Here is a 17,201-nt window from a genome sequence, read left to right on the forward strand (position 1 = left end):
AGCGGAGGCGCTTCCGCCGTCTCAAAACAGCCGCACAATGCACGGAATGCGACAGAGGCGACGGCGCAAATTCGCCATTGCCCGAGCCTGAAGCGCATCGCGCTTGATCGGGTTCAGGCGATGCGCTTCAGGTCTTTGTTTTTAGGCATGTCTTTCGCCCAAAGCCGAGGCCGCTTTGGGCGCATGCATTGGGCTGAACAGCGTTACTGCGACAGCACGTTGCTGATTTCGACCATGTTGGAGCGCACCCTGAGCACGTAGAAGCCCATCGTCGTCAGGTGCGTCGGCAACAGCCAGCCATCCTCGCGGCCATTGGCGATGATGAAGGGCTGGATCTTCAGCGCCGAGACGAACTGCGAGTCCATCGTATCCCACAGGTTCTGCAGGTGCTTTTCCTTGATGACGTCCTCGAAATCGGCCTGGGCGCCTTTCATCAGGCCGTAATAGGCATAGAGCTGGCCATAGGCGAACCAGTAGCGGTCGTCGGCGCGGAAATCGAACCAGCCATTGTTGTGGTTCTCGGCGCGCTCCTTGAGGATCGCCGACGTCGAACCGATGTCCGACGAGATGCGATCGATATACTGCTTCAGATTGTCGGCGCGGGCATCGAAGGTGGCCTGGCAGGTGGCGAGCCGGGCGTTGAAGGAACGCAGCATGCGCACGGCGTCGCGATAATAGCTCGGCGTCGGCGTCTTGGGGCCGAACGGGTTCAGGCCGAAATACCAGGTCTCCTCGTCGAACTGCAGATTGCCGCGGGCATTCTGCAGATCGCTGTCGATCTGCGAGGTGGTGCGCACGCGGCCAAGATTGTCGGCAAGCTCGGTCGCCGTGCGCCGCACCGCCTGGTTGATGCCGCGCTGGAACGAAGCCTTGTTGTCCATCCACGGCGTGTGGTCCCAGTCGATGCCGAACAGGCCGACCTTGTAGAGGATCATCGACGAGATCCAGGCATTCTGGTTGACATTGAAGTCGGTGAGGTCGGCCGCCATCTGGGCGATACCGGAGTTTCCGCAGGTCTTGGCGGTGTCGGTGCCGGCGCCGGCGGCGACTTGTTCGCCAGCGGAAATGTTGCGCTTCTCGAAGGTGTAAGTGTCGGGATAGTTCGGGTTGAAATTGTTCCACCACTGGGTGGCGTAGAAGAAATTGGCGTAGAGGCCGATCAGCACCAGCAGAGCCACGCCGACCGCGGCCTTCAGGATCCAGCCGCGCTGCGTGTACCAGCGCCCGGCCCACAGGAACGGCCACAGGATAACGCCGATGAGCAGGCCGATGCCGCGGCCGATCCATTGGAAAATCCGGGTGAAGAAGTTCACGATCGGATCAAGCATGGCGATGTCACCCCTCAAAGCATGATGCCAAAAAGTTGCAGACTTTTTGGATAACATCATGCGCCAAAACAACAAGTTAGAACGAAATGACGGCTCATTTCGTCCTAGTCAGTCAGGCCGTAGAGGCGTGTGCGAAACGCCACCTTGTCCTTCAAATATGTGGTTTTCAGAACGTCCACAACATGCGATCGCAAGGCGTCGCTGAAGCCGTCATAGTCCTTGTAGAAGCCCTGCTTGTTGAAGATGTAGCGTGAGACGAAGTCCGACGGCACGAAATCCGAGATCAGCCGGTTGGTCAGCCAGGCGTCGGGATGATCGGGCTTGGCGCGGACGACCAGGAAACGCTGCTGCGGGAAGACATCGTCGATCTTGAGGTGGCCAAGCTGGGCGATCTCGCGCTTGGCGGCGTTGAGGAAGGGGAAATTGCCGTCCCTGGTGATCAGGTCGGCATGGCTCTGGATCCAGGTCTGCAGCCAGACCTTGTCGACATCGGTCAGATTGCGGTCAGGTTCGGCGTCGCGGATCAACGCGCGCACCACCATTTCGGCACGGTGCTCGAGATAGCCCGATGCCTCGACCCAGGACGCGCGGGGCAGTTCAATGCGTCCGGTGGAGGCAAGGAACTTGAACACCTTGTCGGCATCGTTGATCGAGATATAGCTCACCTGCCACGGCCGCGAGCGGCGGAAGCCCGGGGCGGCCGGATCACTGATCACCGTCGTCATGTCCGGATCGACGAACACGTAGAGCCCGCCGAAATGGCTGGTCCAGTAGGCATTGTGGCGGAAGATGACCTGGTCCGGCACCAGCGCGTTCTCGCGGATGTCGCCGCAGACCTTGGCCAGTTCCACCATGCGGGTCAGCATGGCGTTGTCGCGCCACGCGTCGGGCTCCTGCTTCAGCCGGTCGACGAGCTTGCCGAGTTCGGCGGCCTTGCCCAGCACGTCCTCCGCCGACAGCACCTTGAACTCGACCTGGTTGATCGACAACAGGTCCTCGATGTCGTTGACCTTGGGAACGGCATCCTCGATCTCGCCATAGATGACGTCCTTGATCGTCAGCGCGTCGATGGCGCGCTGGTTCTTGGACATGAACTCGAACATCAACTGCGAGGTGTTGGAGAAAGCGGTGTGCACCACCGGCAGGTCGATCTGTGACGGCGTCAGGATGATGAAGCGGCGATTGACCTCGTTGGGATCGAGATAGTCAGGGTCGCCGTATTCGTCCGCCACCTCGGGCGAGAAGCCGGTGCGGTCGATCTGGAAGCTCTTCAGCTTGGTGGGCTCGAGGCCGAACGCGGCCAGCGCCTTGTTGTAGCGCTGGATGAGATGCGGCTCGTCGATCATCAACAAGCGGCCATAGATCAGCTCGTTGTCGCGCAGAAGGTCGGGTTTCTTGGCGGTCATGAGTGCAGTTCCAAAGCACGCGGTGGAGGGCAGGACTCCAACGCTGACGCCCCCTCTCCCCGTTCTTCACGGGGAGAGGGTAAGGGTGAGGGGCGGCGCGAACGATCAAGGACATGTCTCTCCATAGTCTTTGGCGGCAACAAATCGAAGCTCATGCGTCTCAATATGGGTTTCGAGGCGCCCCTCGATCGCAGCCAGTATCGTTTCGAGCACTTCTTCCCGGCTCTTCAAGACGTCGACATTCCAAAAACGAAGGACAGACCAACCGTTTGAAACCATGGAGCGATCCCTGGCCTGGTCATACTTGTTGTCGGCATGCTGACTACCATCGATCTCGACAACAAGCTGGTATTCCCTGCAGGCAAAATCGGCAAAATAGCTGCCTATTGGAAATTGCCGCACGAATTTATGACCGTTCAGTCTGCGGTCGCGCAGTTCAAGCCAAAGCGCGTTTTCAGCGTCATTGTCCGATCGACGCAGACGCCTCGCTCGACCCGTTGTCTCGATTTCCGGTCCACGCATGCGCTGCCCCTCACCCTTACCCTCTCCCCGTGAAGAACGGGGAGAGGGGGGCGTCAGCGTTGGCGCTTCGTCCTTCGGCATCGCGATTGCAACCTGTCCATTGGTGGCGAGGGTTCACAAGGGACGAAAACTCACGCATTCCACAACCCCTTCTTCTTCATCTCCTCCATTTCGCGCGCCGCCCGTTCGCGCAGGCGGGCGTCGCGCAGCAGCTTCTCCACCGCGGCGTCGTCGGACTTGTCGGAATAACGGAATTCACTGTCGGCGTAGCGGTTGATCTCCTGCATGACCATGTCCATCGAGAACGGGCCGCGCAGTTCCTCGATCATCGCCTTCTTCTCATCATAGCCCTTGTGCATGAAGGCTTCGGGCTTCTCGAACCAGTCGTCGGGAAGCTCGATGTCCATGGCGCGCATCTTGATGGCGTCGGTGACATTCTTGATGGCGCGGCCGGTGAAGCGCGGCTCGGCATCCTTGATTAGGTGCAGATAAGTGCCGATGTCGGCCATGGATTTCGGCGCCCCGTTCTGCTTCATGTAGCGCTCATAGACCTTCATCAGCCCGTCTTCCTGCGGCTTCTCATGCTCTTCATAGGCCTCGGTCACGGCGCGCTGGATCTCCTGCGCGGCGTAGAGCTTGTGGTCGCCGAGCGGGATCTTGTGGTTCTTGCCGACAAGCAGCACGAAGATGTCGATGTAGTCGTCGCGGGTCTGCGGACCGTCGACTAGCCAGCGGGCGCCGGCGCGCTGGCGTAGCGCGTCGTCGACATTTTCAGGATAGTTGGAGAACATGCCGAACGAGCAGTTGCCGCGCACCACGGTGCCGGCACCGGCGAAAGCATCCATCAAGACGCCGGTGATCTCCTGCTGGCCGGCCGAGGCGCGGTCGTCGGAGCGTCTGGCCGCCACCTGGTCGATGTCGTCGATGGTGCCGAAGCCGATGACGCGCGGGTTGAGCACATTGTTGATGAACTGGCGGCAGTTCTGGCCCGACTTGCCCTGGTAGGACGAGATCTGGTCAACGCCGAAATTCTCGTAGGCGAAGGGATAACCGGCGACCTGGCAGTAACCGTTGACGAGGCCGGCGATCATCTGGATCAGCGTCGTCTTGCCGGTGCCGGGCGCGCCATCGCCGATGAAGGTGAACAGGAAGCCGCCGAGCTCGACGAACGGGTTCAGCTCGCGCTCGAAATCATAGGCCATCAGCATCTTGGCGAGCTTGACCGACTGGTATTTGGCGATGTGGTTGCCGACGACCTCTTCCGGCGTCTTGAAGGTCATCACCGAGGGCTTCGACCGCTTGCCGGGCGCGACGTCGAAACCATCGAGGGTGAAATCGTCGACATCGATGCGGATATGGGCGTTCTCGAAGGGGCCGATGCCGTCGAAACGGCCCTTGCGCGCCAACAACCCGTCGATGGCGACACGAGCAAAGGCGCGTGCCCTGGTCATCAGGTCGGCGTCGTCGGACGATCCTGATACCGCCTTGTCGAGGCCGGCCAGGATCGACTTCACCGCATCCTGCGGCGTGTCGAACAGGAAGTCCGGCTCGGGACTGTCGTTGGGCGCTTCGCCGTCGCTGTCGATCAGCTGGAGCAGATAGGAAGCGAGGCTGAAGGCCGAGATGTAAGCCGAGGCTGACAGAAGCTTCTTGAAAGTGGCGGCCTCGTCGCCTTCGAGGGGCGCGCGGGTGTTCTTCGCCTGCAGGCTTTCGAGGTCCGAGCCTTCGGCGAAGACGTCCGATATCGCGAGCGCGATGGCCGTGCCGCGCCGGGCGCGAAACAAAAGCGTGTGCTGGGGGATGGTCAGCAGCTGATCGTCGGGATGGACGGCGCCGACGGTTTTCGACAGCTCGACCTCGCGCGTGCGGCGCACCGAGCCGACCGAGACGGTGGAGACGAAGCGGCGGTTGGTGCCGGCAAGGGCGGTGCCGGATTCGCGTGAGGGATCCTCCAGCACGACGATGCGGGTGATGAAGCTCTGCGCGGTGGCGCGGTGCTTCTCGATCGCCGCTTCCGGAATGGTGGTCAGGCCGGTGTCCATGAAGGGTGCTCCGTGGTGTGACGGTCAGACGTCCGAGATGACCTGTCCGTTGGACAGGATATGGACCTTGTAACCGGAAAAGATCTTCTGCGCCTCGCCGGCGGCATAGAGCGCCTGATAGGCCTCGTGCGGGATCAGTGCATGGTTTTCGTAGCTTGACACGCCCTGGCGCGCGGCCTCGAGGTCGTCGGTGTTGATGAAGAATTCCTGCGTCGTCTTCTCGCTCGAAAACAGCCCCTTGCGGCCGGGCTTCTCGCCCTTGGAATAGACTTCCTGGATGGTCCAGGTCAGCAGCCAGGCATTTTCCGGCTTGCGCACCTTGGCCAGAACCTCGGTCACCGTCGAGTTGTTCTCGGTAATCCCGGCCGAATAGAACGGGCCGAGCACGACGCGGCGCAGCTGCTTGGGATGCAGCGGCTCGAAATCCTTGTCGAGGTTGACGGCAATGGTCGCCGGCGACAGCGTGTAGGCCGAGTTCTTCTCGGTGAAATCGTCGAAACGGTGGGCAAGCTCGGGATTGAGCAGGCCGTCGACCGGCAGCGGAATGTCGACTGTCTCGTTGAGCTTGCCATTTCTGTCGACGAGCTGGCGGATCATCGCTTCGGAGGAATCCTCCACCGTCACCATGTAGACCAGCGGCAGGTTGGCGCTGCCGTCGAACGTCGCCCAGTGGACGAGATAATAGGGCCGTGCGGTCTTCGGATTGACCGAGACCTTGGCCGTCTGCGCCAGCGTGAACGGGCCGAACGTGGTCTCGCTTTTCACGTCCTCGAGGTAGAGCCGCTCGGCCATCGACTTCTGCAGCGCCTCGGGGAATTCCTTGTGGCGAAGGATGAAGTCGGCCATTTCCTCGCGCAGCTCGCCGGCCAGCGGGATGTTGGCAAGCCGCGCGTCGGCCTGGCGGCGATCGTTCTCCAGTTCAAGCAGGTTCTGGAAGACCGGGAAGCCGCTTTCGGCGCGCGAAATGCGGAACGTGTCCATGAAGCCCAGCCGGTTGCGCCAGCAGGAAAAGGACTTGTCGAGCCGGGCGATGTATTCGGCGACGATCTTGGCGACGATGCCGTGCCGGTAGAGCGGCGAGCGGTCGTCGCGCATGAACACTTCGAGCCCGCTGAGTGCTGCCGTTATCGCCGAGAAATATCGCGCCGCCGCGTCGTTTTCGGGGGTCATGCTGTCAGCCCTGGGATTGTCGCACCGATGCGTGCGGCAATTACTGCTGCACGTAGTTGGCCGAATTGTGCTTCTTCAGCACCTCGTCGAAGCGGCGGGCGAAGGCATCGTCGGCCAGCTTCTTGCGGCGCTGGATGTCGGCGCTGGCGACCATGTTCTTCTCGTGCATCTCCAAGAGGTCGCCGATGTGCTTCTGCGAGGCGGCACCAATGCCGGCCATGGTTTCCTCGGCGGTGTTGTCGACCTGGCTGCCCAGCGTGTTGATCTTGTGGGCGACGTCCTGCTGGGCGGCGGTCTTCAGCGAATCTTCCAGCGCCTTGTAGAGCACGATGCGCTGCTCGGTATCGATGGTCAGCTTGTTGATCAGCGTCGATTGCGCGGCGATCTGGTTGTTGAGCGAATCGACGAAGGTCTGGAACATCGAGGTGTAGCGCTCGAGCGTCTGGCTCTCGGCCAGCAGCTCCTGTTCCTTGGCCTGCTTCTCGTTGTATTCGGTGGCGAGCTTGGAGCGCTCGCCTTCGAGTTGCGTGCGATCCTTCTGGCTGGTCGAGGCGGCGATCTTGTTCTCGATGTCGAGCAGCATCGGATTGAGTTCCTCGATGCGCTTCTGCACGGCTTCGAGGTTGGACATGGTGGTCTTGCGGCGCTCGATCACCTGCGACAGGCTGGCCTCGGAGGTCTTGTAGCGCTGATCGAGAACCTCCTTCTGCGCCTTGAGGATGCCGACGATGGTGTCGGACTTGGCCAGCAGTTCCTGCAGATTGCCGGCCAGCGACATGTTGCGGACACGGTCGGTGCGCATGCGCTGCTTGCTCTGGCTGGAGAAGATGCCGATGAAATTCTCCCAGCCGGTGTAGTTCTTCATGCTCTCGAACTCGGCGCCGAAGACGTTGGTGGCATCCTCAAGCCCGATGATCAGGTCGGCGATGTTGCCTTCCATCACCTTCTGCTGCTTCAGCACGTCCTCGATGCGGGCATTCTCGATGTCGAAATTGGCGTCGCCGATCTTCTTGTCGGCGGTGGCGAGCGTATCCAGAACGGTACCGGACTGCTCGATCTTGGTGCGCATGTCCTGGACGACCTGCTTGGTCTTGGCAATTTCGGCATCGAAATTCTGCAATGTCGCCATTAGGGCCTCCCGCTTCGGCATCAGGTCGCTGGTTGCGAACAGCGGCGAATATATGTGGGGCATCCGGGGATTGAAAGACGCAAGACAGGGCCGGCCCGAAAACAAAAGAATTCGTCACGGTCTTGAAAGACAGTGAAGGCATGGTCATGGCGTGATTACCGCGTCATGCGAACGTAGTTCAGCTGTCATTGAACTTTCATGCCGGCAAAGCGACTGGGAAAGCGTTCAATCTCCGCCGATGCGGATGCCTCGAAATTCGACACAGCACTGAACCGCTCGAGGGTCTCGACAAACAGCCGGATCGAGCACTGTCGCCAAGCGCGCCGACGGTTGCTAGGGCTTCGGATCGGCCTTCAGATAGGCGATGACATTGGCGATGTCGTCGTCGCTGGTCAGGCCGCCGAAGGCCATCTTGTTGCCAGGCACCTTCAGCTTCGGGGCCTTGAGATATTCGGCAAGGTTCGCCTCGTCCCAGACAAGGCCGGCGGCGCCGGCGCTCTTCATCGCCTCGGAGTAGTGGCCAAGGAAGCTCTCGGCGCTGCCGGCGGTGCGGCCGACCACACCCATCAGATGCGGGCCGATCTTGTCGCGATCGGTGGCCGCTTCGTGGCAGGCGATGCATCTGTTGAAGACGCGCTTGCCCAGCGCCGGGTCGCCTCCGGCATGGGCGGCAAGGGCACTGGCAAGGAGAAGGAGACCGGCAGGCGAAGCGGCTCGAAACATGGCTGACTCCGACGAGTTCTGGCTGGAACGAGATGACGCAAAATAGGACCGAGGCCTTAACAAACGCTGCATCGTGGCGGGATTGCGGAAGGCGGGCCAGCGCCTGATCTCGTATGCGCGGACGATGACCTCCGCAAGTCAGGCTTGCTGGGCCAGATCGCGGCGCAGGAAATCATTCAGCCGTTCGACCGCCGGCGTTGTCGACAGCGGGTTGCGCAGGATGCCGATTTCGAGATCGGGCAGCACGGGAAGCCCTTCATTGCCGCCGATGATGCGCAGTGACGGCGGCACGCTGCGCTGGGCCAGGCCGGCAACCGCAAGCCCGGCTTGCACGACCGCGACAAGGCCAAGCAGGGAGGCGCTGGAATAGGTGCAGCGGTAGGACCGGTCGGCATCGCCAAGCGCCTGCAGGACATTCATCCTGGCGGCACAGCCAGGCTCGAACAAGGCGACGGGCAAGGGATCGCTCTCCCAGGCGACATGGTTGGGCGAGGCGACCCAGACGAAGCGTTCCAGGCGGATCACATCAAGCGCTTGCTCCGGCAGACGGGTGACGATCGCCAGGTCCAGCCGTCCCTCCGCCAGCGTCTTCACCAGCGCGGTCGATTGTTCGCAGATCAGTTCCACCGTCACCAGGGGATGCTCCGCCGCGAAGCGCGACAGCACCGGCGGCAAGAGGAACGCCGCATAGTCATCCGGTACGCCAAGGCGCACGCTGCCCGTTTCTTTGGGTCGGGTGACGCTTGCCCAAGCCTCGTCCGACAGCTTCAGCAGCCGGCGGGCATAGATCAGGAAATCCTCGCCGATCGCATTGGGCGTGACCGTTCTCGGCCCCCGCACCAGCAACTGGGTGCCGACCACCTCCTCCAGCCGCTGCATCTGCATGCTGACGGCCGACTGGCTGCGGCCGACGCGAGGCGCCGCATTGGAAAGGCTGCCGCTCTCGACGACGGCGACAAAGGTCTTCAGCAAATTGAGGTCAAGGGGAGCGGCCATACTGCTATCAGCATATCGAATAGATGGTCACAAATCTATTCGCTTGTTTGAAGGCTTTGTTGCTGTCCAGATGGCCGTCCCAGCGTTGGAAAGACCATGCATGACCGACACATCGAAAGCTCGCTTTCCGGCCGCCAACCTTGCCCTGGCGATGGTGATTGCCGGTACGGTCGGCGCCTTCGTCACGGAATCGGGGCTGCATCCCGTGACCGTCGTCTTCTGGCGTTGCGTGTTCGGCGCGGTATTTCTTTTCGCATGGTGCCTGCTGCGCGGTTATCTGCCGGACCGCACCCTGTCCTTGTCCCGGCTGGCGCTGGCCGCGCTTGCCGGCATCTGCATGGTGCTCAGCTGGACGGCCTTCTTCGCCGGCTTCACCCTGACGTCGATCGCCACGACGACGATCGTCTACCATGTGCAGCCGTTCTTCGTGGTGCTGATCGGCGTGATCTTTCTCAAGGAGCGCATCTCGCTCGATCAGGTCCTTTGGATGCTGGCGGCGTTTCTTGGCGTCGTGCTGGCCAGCGGCCTCACCATTTCGCACGGCCATGTCGATGCCAACTGGGCAATGGGCATTGGGCTGACGCTGGGAGCAGCCATGCTCTATGCCGTGGCGACCATCCTGGCCAAAGGCCTTGGCCGGCAGCGCGCGGAAATCACCGTGCTTTGCCAGACGGTGGTAGGTGTCGTCATGCTCGCCCCGTTCGCGGCGGTTGGCCAGCACATCCCACTGGCGTCATGGGGTTGGCTGGCCGGCATCGGCGTCCTGCACACCGGCATTGCCTATGTGCTGATGAATTCAGCCTTTCCGCGCCTGACGACACCGGTGATCGGCGTCATCACCTTCATCTACCCGATCGTCGCCATCATCATCGACTGGGCAATCTACGGGCATCCGCTTGGATTGGCACAGGCTGCCGGCATGGTGCTTATCGCGCTGGCAACACTTGGCGTGCGGCTCGGCTGGCGGTTCTCGAGATGGCATGTCTCGGCCGCGTGAGCTTGCTCAGGCCCTGACAAAGCCGATGAAATCGTCGGGCGCCGCACGCCCCATCTCTTCTTCCCAGTGGCGGCGGCAGAGCGAGACATAGACGTCCTTGCCGATCGCCACCTGCTCGCCCTGCCGGGCGACCTTGCCGTCGGCGCCGAGGCGCACCACCATCGTCGCCTTGCGGCCGCAGCGGCAGATGGTGCGCACCTCGCGCAGATCGTCCGCGATGGCCAGCAGCGCGCGCGAGCCGGAAAACAGCTTGCCCTGGAAATCGGTGCGCAAGCCGTAGCACATGACCGGGATGTTCAGTCGGTCGGCGATGCGGGCGAGTTGCCAGACCTGCTCTTCCTCGAGGAACTGCGCCTCGTCGACGAAGACGCAGTGCACCGTCGTATGCCCGTGGTGCTCGGCGACGCGGGCGAACAAATCATCGCCGTCGCGGAACATCTCGGCTTCCGTCTCCAGTCCGATGCGCGACGAGATCAGGCCGCTGTCGCCCTTGCGGTAGTGGCCGGCGACGAACAGCATCGTCGTCATGCCGCGCTCGCGATAATTGTACGACGCCTGCAGGAGCATCGTCGTCTTGCCGGCATTCATCGTCGCGTAGTGGAAGTAAAGCTTGGCCATGCCGCCCTAAAGGTCTGTTGACATCCAGGTGATGCCGGCGTGCAAAAGGCGGTTCCCGCGCTTCCCCGTTCTACTGCGACGCAGCAGAACTGAGCTCACGTACCCGAAAGTACGCTCCGCTCCGGTTCTCGGAACCCACCATTTTCGGCGCGGCCTGACCTGAATCTTGACAGACCTTAAGCCGACTTGCCCCGGCGCGGGGAGAGGCGCCGTCGCGTTCCCCCCAAGAAACACCACCCGTGCATCGCAAAAGCAGGAAGCGTGTCGCTGATTGGCCAGCCCGCGCCGTTGATCGTGATTGCCTTGACGCTTGAAACCGCACGAGAATGGTGTTTGGTTGACGAAACAAGGCGGGCAGAGAAACCGCAACTTCGCTTCGCCAAAGAATCGCAATGGGAGAATATCTATGTCGCGTATGAATTCCTTCGTCGCCGGCCTCGGCCTGGCGGCTTTGTTGTCTACGAGCGCTGCCTTCGCCGGCGATCCGGCAAGCTGCAAGGCGGTGCGCCTTTCCGATGTCGGCTGGACCGATATCCAGGCGACGACCGGCGTCGCTTCCGTGCTGCTCACCGCGCTCGGCTACGAGCCGCAGGTGATCCAGCTGTCGGTGCCGGTGACCATGGCGTCGCTGAAGAACAAGGATCTCGATGTCTTCCTCGGCAACTGGATGCCCTCGATGACCAACGACATCAAGGACTACACCGCCGACGGTTCGGTCGAGACGATCAGCACCAACCTGACCGGCGCCGGCTATGGCATCGTCGTGCCGACCTATGTGGCGGACGCGGGCGTCAAGACGCTGACCGACCTTGGCAAGTTCAAGGACAAGTTCAACGGCAAGATCTACGGCATCGAGGCCGGCAATGACGGCAATCGTATCATCCTCGACATGATCAAGAACCCGAAGGACAATCTCGAAGGCTTCGAACTGGTCGAATCCTCGGAGGCCGGCATGCTGACGCAGGCCGAGCAGTCGATAAAGAACAATGAGTGGATCGCCTTCCTCGGCTGGACGCCGCATCCGGTGATGGGCGCGATGAAGATCACCTATCTCAACGGCATGGGCGACAGCGGCTTCGGTGCCGCCACCGTGTTTACCAATGTGCGCAAGGGCTACACCACCGAGTGCCCGAATGCCGGCAAGTTCATCGCCAACCTGAAGTTCAACCTCGACATGGAAGGTGAGATGATGGACGCGATCCTGAAGGGCGGCGACGCCAACACGGTCGCGACCGACTGGCTGAAGAAGCATCCGGACGCGGTTGCTCCGTGGATCGCCGGCGTGACCACCTTCGATGGCGGCGACGCCGCGGCGGCGGTCAAGACCGCGCTTGGAAGCTGAGCCGACTGTGATTTCGGCATAACCGAAATTGAGGGCAGCCATTTTAGAAAAGGCTGCCCTTTTTCATATCCTGTGACAAGATGACGTTGCGACAGTAGAGGCCGAGGGCGGGGCGGTCTCCGGCATGAGAGGGGCGATATGGATCCGATTTCGAAATTCATGGTCGATCACAAGATTCCGATCGGCGCCTGGGGAAAGGCGTTCTTCGGCTTCCTCACCGACAATTTCGATACTGTGTTCAGGGCCTTCTCCAATGGCCTCAATTTCCTGCTCGACGGGCTGGTCGACATCCTGCTGGTGGTGCCGCCGGTGCTGCTGGCGCTGATCATCGCGGCCATCGCCTGGCTGCTGCAGCGCTCGCGGCCACTCGCCATCGGCGTCTTCCTCGGGCTCATCTTCATCATCAACCAGAACCTCTGGAAGCAGACGGTGCAGACGCTGGTGCTGGTCGTCGCGGCGGCGGCGATGGCGATGGCCATCGGCGTGCCGCTCGGCATCTGGGCGGCGCACAAGCCGAAGGTCTACCGCGTCATGCTGCCCGTGCTTGACCTGATGCAGACGCTGCCGACCTTCGTCTACCTGATTCCGGTGCTGACCCTGTTCGGTCTCGGCAATGCGCCCGGCCTCATCGTCACCATCATCTTCGTCATCCCGACCGCGGTCAGGCTCACGCATCTTGGCGTCGTCTCGGTGCCGAAGTCGATCATCGAAGCGGGCGAGGCGTTCGGTGCCACCAAGAGCCAGCTGTTGTGGAAGGTGGAACTGCCCTCGGCGTTGCCGACCATCATGGCCGGTCTCACCCAGTCGATCATGCTGTCGCTGTCGATGGTGGTGTTCGCGGCGCTCATCGGCGCCGGCGGTCTCGGTACCGAGATCAACCGGGCGCTCGGTTCGCGCCGCATCGACCTGGGGCTCGAGGCTGGCCTGGCCATCGTCGTGCTCGCCATTGTGCTCGACCGGATGACCCGCATCGGTGTTGGAGGCAAGAAATGACCGTCGCCGTCGATTTCAGAAACGTCGATATCGTCTTCGGCGCCGACCAGGCCGGCTCGCTGGCGATGATCGACGCCGGCGCGACGCGCGCCGAGATTCTCGAGAAGACCGGCAACGTGCTGGGCTGCGCCGGCGCCAGCCTGACCGTCAACGAGGGCGAGATTTCGGTGCTGATGGGCCTGTCCGGCTCCGGCAAGTCGACGCTGCTGCGGGCCGTCAACCGGCTGAACGTGGTGTCGCGCGGCCAGGTGCTGGTCAAGGACGGCGACAAGATCGTCGATGTCGTCACCTGCGACCAGGCCACCTTGCGGCGCCTGCGCCAGAAGCAGGTGGCGATGGTGTTCCAGCAGTTCGGCCTGTTGCCGTGGCGCACGGTGGAGGAGAATGTCGGTCTTGGCCTCGAACTTGCCGGCGTGCCGGAGGCCGAGCGAAAGGAACGCGTGCACCGTCAGCTCAAGCTGGTCAATCTCGACCAGTGGTCGAAGAAATACGCGCATGAGCTTTCGGGCGGCATGCAGCAGCGTGTCGGCCTTGCCCGCGCCTTCGCCACCGAGGCGCCGATCCTGTTGATGGACGAGCCGTTCTCGGCGCTCGATCCGCTGATCCGCACCAAGCTGCAGGACGAATTGCTGCAGCTGCAGGCCGAACTGAAGAAGACCATCATCTTTGTCAGCCACGACCTCGAGGAGGCGCTGAAGATCGGCAGCCACATCACCATCATGGAGGGCGGCCGCATCGTGCAGACCGGCGCTCCGGAAGACATCGTGCTGCGGCCCGCCAACGACTACGTCCGCGACTTCATCGCCAATGTGAACCCGCTGTCGGTGCTGACCGCCTGGAACGTCATGCGCGACCGGCGCGACCTCGAACAGGGCAAGGACGGCTGGGTGTGGCTCGACCGGCGCAAGACGACGCGCTTCAAGATCGACGATCACGGGCTGGTGGCGGCGGCCGAACGCGACGGCAAGCCCGCGGTCTGGGTGTCATGCGCCGACGTCGAGGCCCAGCCGGAGGAGATGGCGCAAGTGTTCTGGGCCAATCCCGGCACCTCGCTGAAAACGGTTATGCTGGCCATGCATCGCTCGCAGACCGCACCCGTGGCGCTGTTCGACGACCAGTCGCGCTTCGTCGGCGCCATCGGCATCCGCGACGTGCTGTCGGCGGTGCTGCGGCGGTAGTTTTTCCCAGGAACCCGAAGTCGACGAGGCGAAGCGATCGAGCGCGCCTCGTTCTACGCCGCCAGCGGCAGGCGCAGTTGCGTCAGCAGGCCGCCGCCCGGGTTGTTGGACAGGCTGATCTCGCCGCCGGCGGCGCGCGCGATGTTGCGGGCAATGGTCAGGCCCAGCCCGAGCCCGCCGGTCTGGCGGTTGCGGGATTGTTCGAGCCGCACGAAAGAGCCGAACACGGCATCGATCTGGGCCTGCGGTATGCCGGGCCCTTCGTCGCGGATGGTGAGCAGGATCATGTTGTCCGACCGGCGCAGGCTGAGATGCGCCTTCTTGCCATAGGTGACGGCGTTCTGGACCAGATTGGTGACGCAGCGCCTGAGCGCGACCGGCCGCGCCATGCAGATGAGGCCGCGTGAGCGGGTATCGTCGTCGAACGAGACGTCGTCGTAGCTGTCGGCGATCGATTCCACGAGCGACCAGAAGTCGATGCGCTCGCTCTTTTCCTCGGTCACCTCGAAGGTGGCGAAGTCGATCACCGAACTGGCGATGCTCTCGACATCGGCTAGATCGTGCGCCAGCGCCTCGCGGACCGCCGATTTGCGCAGCAGCTCCAGGCGCAGACGCATCCGCGTCATCGGCGTGCGCAGGTCATGCGCCAGCGCCGCCGCAAGATGTTCGCGGTCCTCGACATATTCACGCAACCTGGCCTGCATGGCGTTGATAGCCTTGGCGGCGGCACGGACCTCGCGGCTGCCCGACTCGGCGATCGGGGGGCTCTTCAGATCCTTGCCGATCCTGTTCACGGCGGTTTCCATCATCCGGTAGGGTGCCGTCAGCCGGCGCAGCGACCAGATCGACATGATCACCACAAGCCCGGCGATCAGCGAATAGAGCGGTAGGCTGTCGAAGCTCAGGATCGGGCCGACGGGCGTGATCGGCTCGGTGAAGTTCAGCCATTGGCCGTCGGCGAAGCGCAGCGAGGCCGTTAGTTTGTCGCTCTGGGCGAAGTCGGCGGCCAGCACCAGAAGGTCGCGTTCCACCTGGCCGATATCGGGTCCCGGCGCCGTGCCGCTGGCGTCGTCGGCCTCGCGCGTCGCCGGATCGCGCCGCACGCGAGCGTCGGTGATGCCGAACTTCGACAGCCGGCCAACGAGGATGTCTTCGAGTTCGGCCAGTTCGTCGTCGCCGGCGATCGACGAGGTGACCGCGGGCGTGTCCGAGACGGTGAGCGCGTAGGTGGAATTGAACAGGCCGGTCGCCGTCGTCTTGCGTTCCTCCGGCGTAGCGTCATGCATCAGCTGCACCAGCGAGAAGGCACGATCGTTGAGGCGATAAAGGTCGACAATGTCATTGGCGGCGGCACGGTCGCGCGACACGATATAAAGGGTTGCGACCTGGCTGATCAGCAGGCCGGCAATGACGATCAGCAGCACCCAGACGGGCAGGGTCTGCGGCAGGAAACGTCTCATTCGGAAGTCGTCTCGGGCAGGAACTGGTAGCCGCCGCTGCGCACGGTCAGGATGAGCTTGGGCGTTTTGGGATCGTCTTCCATCTTGCGCCGCAGCCGGCTGACCAGGATGTCGATGCTGCGGTCGAAGGAATAGTCGCTGTCGCCGCCGGAGAGTTCGATGAGCTGGTCGCGGGTCAGCACGCGTCCGGCGCTCTTGACGAAGGTCTGCAGCAGGTTGAACTCCGCCATGGTCAGCTCGACCCTGACATCGTCGGGCGCGGTCAGCCGCCGCCGCGAACAGTCCATTGTCCAGCCGGCGAAGCGGTAGACCTGCTTGGTGGTGGCGCGCTTCGGCTCGGCGGCGCCGTTGCGCCGCAGCACGGCGCGGATGCGGGCCAGCAGCTCGCGCGGGTCGAAGGGTTTGGGCACATAGTCGTCGGCACCCATTTCCAGGCCGACCACGCGGTCGGTCGTCTCGGTGACGGCGGTCAGCATGATGATCGGTGTCGAATACTGGGCGCGCAAGTCGCGGCACAGTTCCAGCCCGCTCTTGCCAGGCAACATCACGTCGAGCACGATGAGATCCACATGCGAGCGGCGCAGGATGGTCTCCATCTCGGTGCCGTCGGCGGCAACCGATGTGTGCAGGCCGCGCTTCTGGAAGAACTCCTGCAGCAGGTCGCGGATGCCCTTGTCGTCGTCGACGATCAGTATGTGTGCGTCGGATTTCACAGGTGCCCCGTCTCTGTTGCCGGCCAAGCTATCCTTGGTTGGTGAGCCACACGATAGAATTCGGGCCATATGTTGGCCAGTGCCTTGCATTTCAAGGTGGAGCGAAGCATCGGCGCCTTCGCCGGCCATGCAGAAACAATCCAGAAACAAAATTCTACAATCCGGAAAAACTCCTGAAAAGGTAGGACGGCATAACGGTGCCGTAGCGGTCAGGTCATTGGCTGCGACGCCAGTCTGCGGGTTCACGGATAAACCGATGCCAAGGTTGTCGATCAGTTTGTTGGGTGCCTTGCTGGGCGTTGGCCTGGTTACCGCCGCTGCCGGACAATCGGATGCAAAGGTGACGCCCACCACCCGGGCCGAACGTTGCGCCAATCTCAGCCGCCAATTCGACGAAGCCCTCGAAACCCACGCCACGGCAACGCAGGTCACCGCGGCAAAGGCACTCCAAAGAAAGGGAAACCGGTACTGCGCCGCCAAGAAACAGGCACAGGGCATCCGGATGCTCGCAAACGCTTTGAAGCTGCTTGGAGTGACGCCGAACGACCCGGTTCAGTGACACTCGAAACTCGACCCGCATAAAA

At 62.4% G+C, this 17,201-nt stretch carries 16 protein-coding genes; 5 read left to right on the top strand and 11 right to left on the bottom strand.

What is annotated here, in order from left to right; all coding sequences use genetic code 11:
• Nucleotides 1-203: 203 nt before the first annotated feature.
• The 8 genes from AC56QQ_RS10165 to AC56QQ_RS10200 all read right to left on the bottom strand — a co-directional run bounded on the left by AC56QQ_RS10165 (nt 204) and on the right by AC56QQ_RS10200 (nt 9,316).
• Complete coding sequence (locus tag AC56QQ_RS10165) at nt 204-1,328, bottom strand: DUF2333 family protein (RefSeq protein WP_497126784.1); 1,125 nt, start codon at nt 1,326-1,328, stop codon at nt 204-206.
• 104 nt (nt 1,329-1,432) lie between these two features.
• Nucleotides 1,433-2,734: a DUF6638 family protein gene (locus AC56QQ_RS10170; protein ID WP_497126786.1), complete on the bottom strand. Its 1,302-nt coding sequence runs from the start codon at nt 2,732-2,734 to the stop codon at nt 1,433-1,435.
• A 105-nt stretch (nt 2,735-2,839) separates the two neighbouring features.
• Nucleotides 2,840-3,256 carry an endonuclease domain-containing protein gene (locus AC56QQ_RS10175; protein ID WP_497128924.1) on the bottom strand — a complete coding sequence of 139 codons (417 nt, stop codon included), beginning with the start codon at nt 3,254-3,256 and terminating at the stop codon, nt 2,840-2,842.
• A 131-nt stretch (nt 3,257-3,387) separates the two neighbouring features.
• A complete protein-coding gene (locus AC56QQ_RS10180) occupies nt 3,388-5,298 on the bottom strand; it encodes an AAA family ATPase (protein WP_497126788.1) in 1,911 nt (636 codons plus the stop codon).
• Nucleotides 5,299-5,322: 24 nt separating this feature from the next.
• Nucleotides 5,323-6,468, bottom strand: coding sequence for a hypothetical protein (locus AC56QQ_RS10185; protein WP_497126790.1), 1,146 nt, complete (start codon nt 6,466-6,468; stop codon nt 5,323-5,325).
• A gap of 40 nt (nt 6,469-6,508) precedes the next feature.
• Complete coding sequence (locus AC56QQ_RS10190; protein WP_497126792.1) at nt 6,509-7,597, bottom strand: hypothetical protein; 1,089 nt, start codon at nt 7,595-7,597, stop codon at nt 6,509-6,511.
• A 333-nt stretch (nt 7,598-7,930) separates the two neighbouring features.
• On the bottom strand, nt 7,931-8,320 hold the full coding sequence (locus tag AC56QQ_RS10195) for a c-type cytochrome (protein WP_497126794.1): 390 nt from the start codon (nt 8,318-8,320) through the stop codon (nt 7,931-7,933).
• A gap of 138 nt (nt 8,321-8,458) precedes the next feature.
• Nucleotides 8,459-9,316, bottom strand: a complete 858-nt coding sequence (locus AC56QQ_RS10200) for a LysR substrate-binding domain-containing protein (RefSeq protein WP_497126796.1) — start codon at nt 9,314-9,316, stop codon at nt 8,459-8,461.
• Between the two features lie 100 nt (nt 9,317-9,416).
• On the opposite strand from AC56QQ_RS10200, the gene AC56QQ_RS10205 reads away from it, so the two are divergent.
• Entirely contained in the window at nt 9,417-10,313 is an 897-nt protein-coding gene (locus AC56QQ_RS10205) for a DMT family transporter (RefSeq protein ID WP_497126798.1), read from the top strand.
• A 6-nt stretch (nt 10,314-10,319) separates the two neighbouring features.
• Here the strand turns inward: AC56QQ_RS10205 and AC56QQ_RS10210 are convergent, their stop codons facing one another.
• Nucleotides 10,320-10,931: a thymidine kinase gene (locus AC56QQ_RS10210; RefSeq protein WP_256753143.1), complete on the bottom strand. Its 612-nt coding sequence runs from the start codon at nt 10,929-10,931 to the stop codon at nt 10,320-10,322.
• Nucleotides 10,932-11,337: 406 nt separating this feature from the next.
• On the opposite strand from AC56QQ_RS10210, the gene AC56QQ_RS10215 reads away from it, so the two are divergent.
• The 3 genes from AC56QQ_RS10215 to choV all read left to right on the top strand — a co-directional run bounded on the left by AC56QQ_RS10215 (nt 11,338) and on the right by choV (nt 14,444).
• On the top strand, nt 11,338-12,273 hold the full coding sequence (locus AC56QQ_RS10215; protein ID WP_497126800.1) for a choline ABC transporter substrate-binding protein: 936 nt from the start codon (nt 11,338-11,340) through the stop codon (nt 12,271-12,273).
• A gap of 138 nt (nt 12,274-12,411) precedes the next feature.
• On the top strand, nt 12,412-13,266 hold the full coding sequence (gene choW, locus AC56QQ_RS10220; RefSeq protein WP_489862863.1) for a choline ABC transporter permease subunit: 855 nt from the start codon (nt 12,412-12,414) through the stop codon (nt 13,264-13,266).
• Nucleotides 13,263-14,444, top strand: a complete 1,182-nt coding sequence (choV, locus tag AC56QQ_RS10225) for a choline ABC transporter ATP-binding protein (RefSeq protein ID WP_256753140.1) — start codon at nt 13,263-13,265, stop codon at nt 14,442-14,444. The genes choW and choV overlap by 4 nt, the downstream gene beginning before the upstream one ends.
• Nucleotides 14,445-14,497: 53 nt before the next feature.
• Here choV and AC56QQ_RS10230 read toward each other — a convergent pair whose 3' ends face one another.
• Both AC56QQ_RS10230 and AC56QQ_RS10235 read right to left on the bottom strand, forming a co-directional pair.
• Nucleotides 14,498-15,904, bottom strand: coding sequence for an ATP-binding protein (locus AC56QQ_RS10230; protein ID WP_489862862.1), 1,407 nt, complete (start codon nt 15,902-15,904; stop codon nt 14,498-14,500).
• Entirely contained in the window at nt 15,901-16,617 is a 717-nt protein-coding gene (locus AC56QQ_RS10235; RefSeq protein ID WP_489862861.1) for a response regulator, read from the bottom strand. Before AC56QQ_RS10235 ends, AC56QQ_RS10230 begins: the two co-directional genes overlap by 4 nt.
• A gap of 256 nt (nt 16,618-16,873) precedes the next feature.
• Here AC56QQ_RS10235 and AC56QQ_RS10240 point away from each other — a divergent pair, with 256 nt between their 5' ends.
• A complete protein-coding gene (locus tag AC56QQ_RS10240; RefSeq protein ID WP_497126802.1) occupies nt 16,874-17,176 on the top strand; it encodes a hypothetical protein in 303 nt (100 codons plus the stop codon).
• Nucleotides 17,177-17,201: the final 25 nt, after the last annotated feature.

The sequence above is a fragment of the Mesorhizobium sp. RCAM 05099 genome, from assembly GCF_059683685.1.

Coding starts and splice junctions, on each gene's coding strand:
- AC56QQ_RS10210 (WP_256753143.1), bottom strand. CDS start 10,931: ATGGCCAAGCTTTACTTCCACTACGCGACGATGAATGCCGGCAAGACG.
- AC56QQ_RS10165 (WP_497126784.1), bottom strand. CDS start 1,328: ATGCTTGATCCGATCGTGAACTTCTTCACCCGGATTTTCCAATGGATC.
- AC56QQ_RS10170 (WP_497126786.1), bottom strand. CDS start 2,734: ATGACCGCCAAGAAACCCGACCTTCTGCGCGACAACGAGCTGATCTAT.
- choW (WP_489862863.1), top strand. CDS start 12,412: ATGGATCCGATTTCGAAATTCATGGTCGATCACAAGATTCCGATCGGC.
- AC56QQ_RS10195 (WP_497126794.1), bottom strand. CDS start 8,320: ATGTTTCGAGCCGCTTCGCCTGCCGGTCTCCTTCTCCTTGCCAGTGCC.
- AC56QQ_RS10240 (WP_497126802.1), top strand. CDS start 16,874: ATGCCAAGGTTGTCGATCAGTTTGTTGGGTGCCTTGCTGGGCGTTGGC.
- AC56QQ_RS10190 (WP_497126792.1), bottom strand. CDS start 7,597: ATGGCGACATTGCAGAATTTCGATGCCGAAATTGCCAAGACCAAGCAG.
- choV (WP_256753140.1), top strand. CDS start 13,263: ATGACCGTCGCCGTCGATTTCAGAAACGTCGATATCGTCTTCGGCGCC.
- AC56QQ_RS10185 (WP_497126790.1), bottom strand. CDS start 6,468: ATGACCCCCGAAAACGACGCGGCGGCGCGATATTTCTCGGCGATAACG.
- AC56QQ_RS10180 (WP_497126788.1), bottom strand. CDS start 5,298: ATGGACACCGGCCTGACCACCATTCCGGAAGCGGCGATCGAGAAGCAC.
- AC56QQ_RS10205 (WP_497126798.1), top strand. CDS start 9,417: ATGACCGACACATCGAAAGCTCGCTTTCCGGCCGCCAACCTTGCCCTG.
- AC56QQ_RS10175 (WP_497128924.1), bottom strand. CDS start 3,256: ATGCGTGGACCGGAAATCGAGACAACGGGTCGAGCGAGGCGTCTGCGT.
- AC56QQ_RS10215 (WP_497126800.1), top strand. CDS start 11,338: ATGTCGCGTATGAATTCCTTCGTCGCCGGCCTCGGCCTGGCGGCTTTG.
- AC56QQ_RS10230 (WP_489862862.1), bottom strand. CDS start 15,904: ATGAGACGTTTCCTGCCGCAGACCCTGCCCGTCTGGGTGCTGCTGATC.
- AC56QQ_RS10200 (WP_497126796.1), bottom strand. CDS start 9,316: ATGGCCGCTCCCCTTGACCTCAATTTGCTGAAGACCTTTGTCGCCGTC.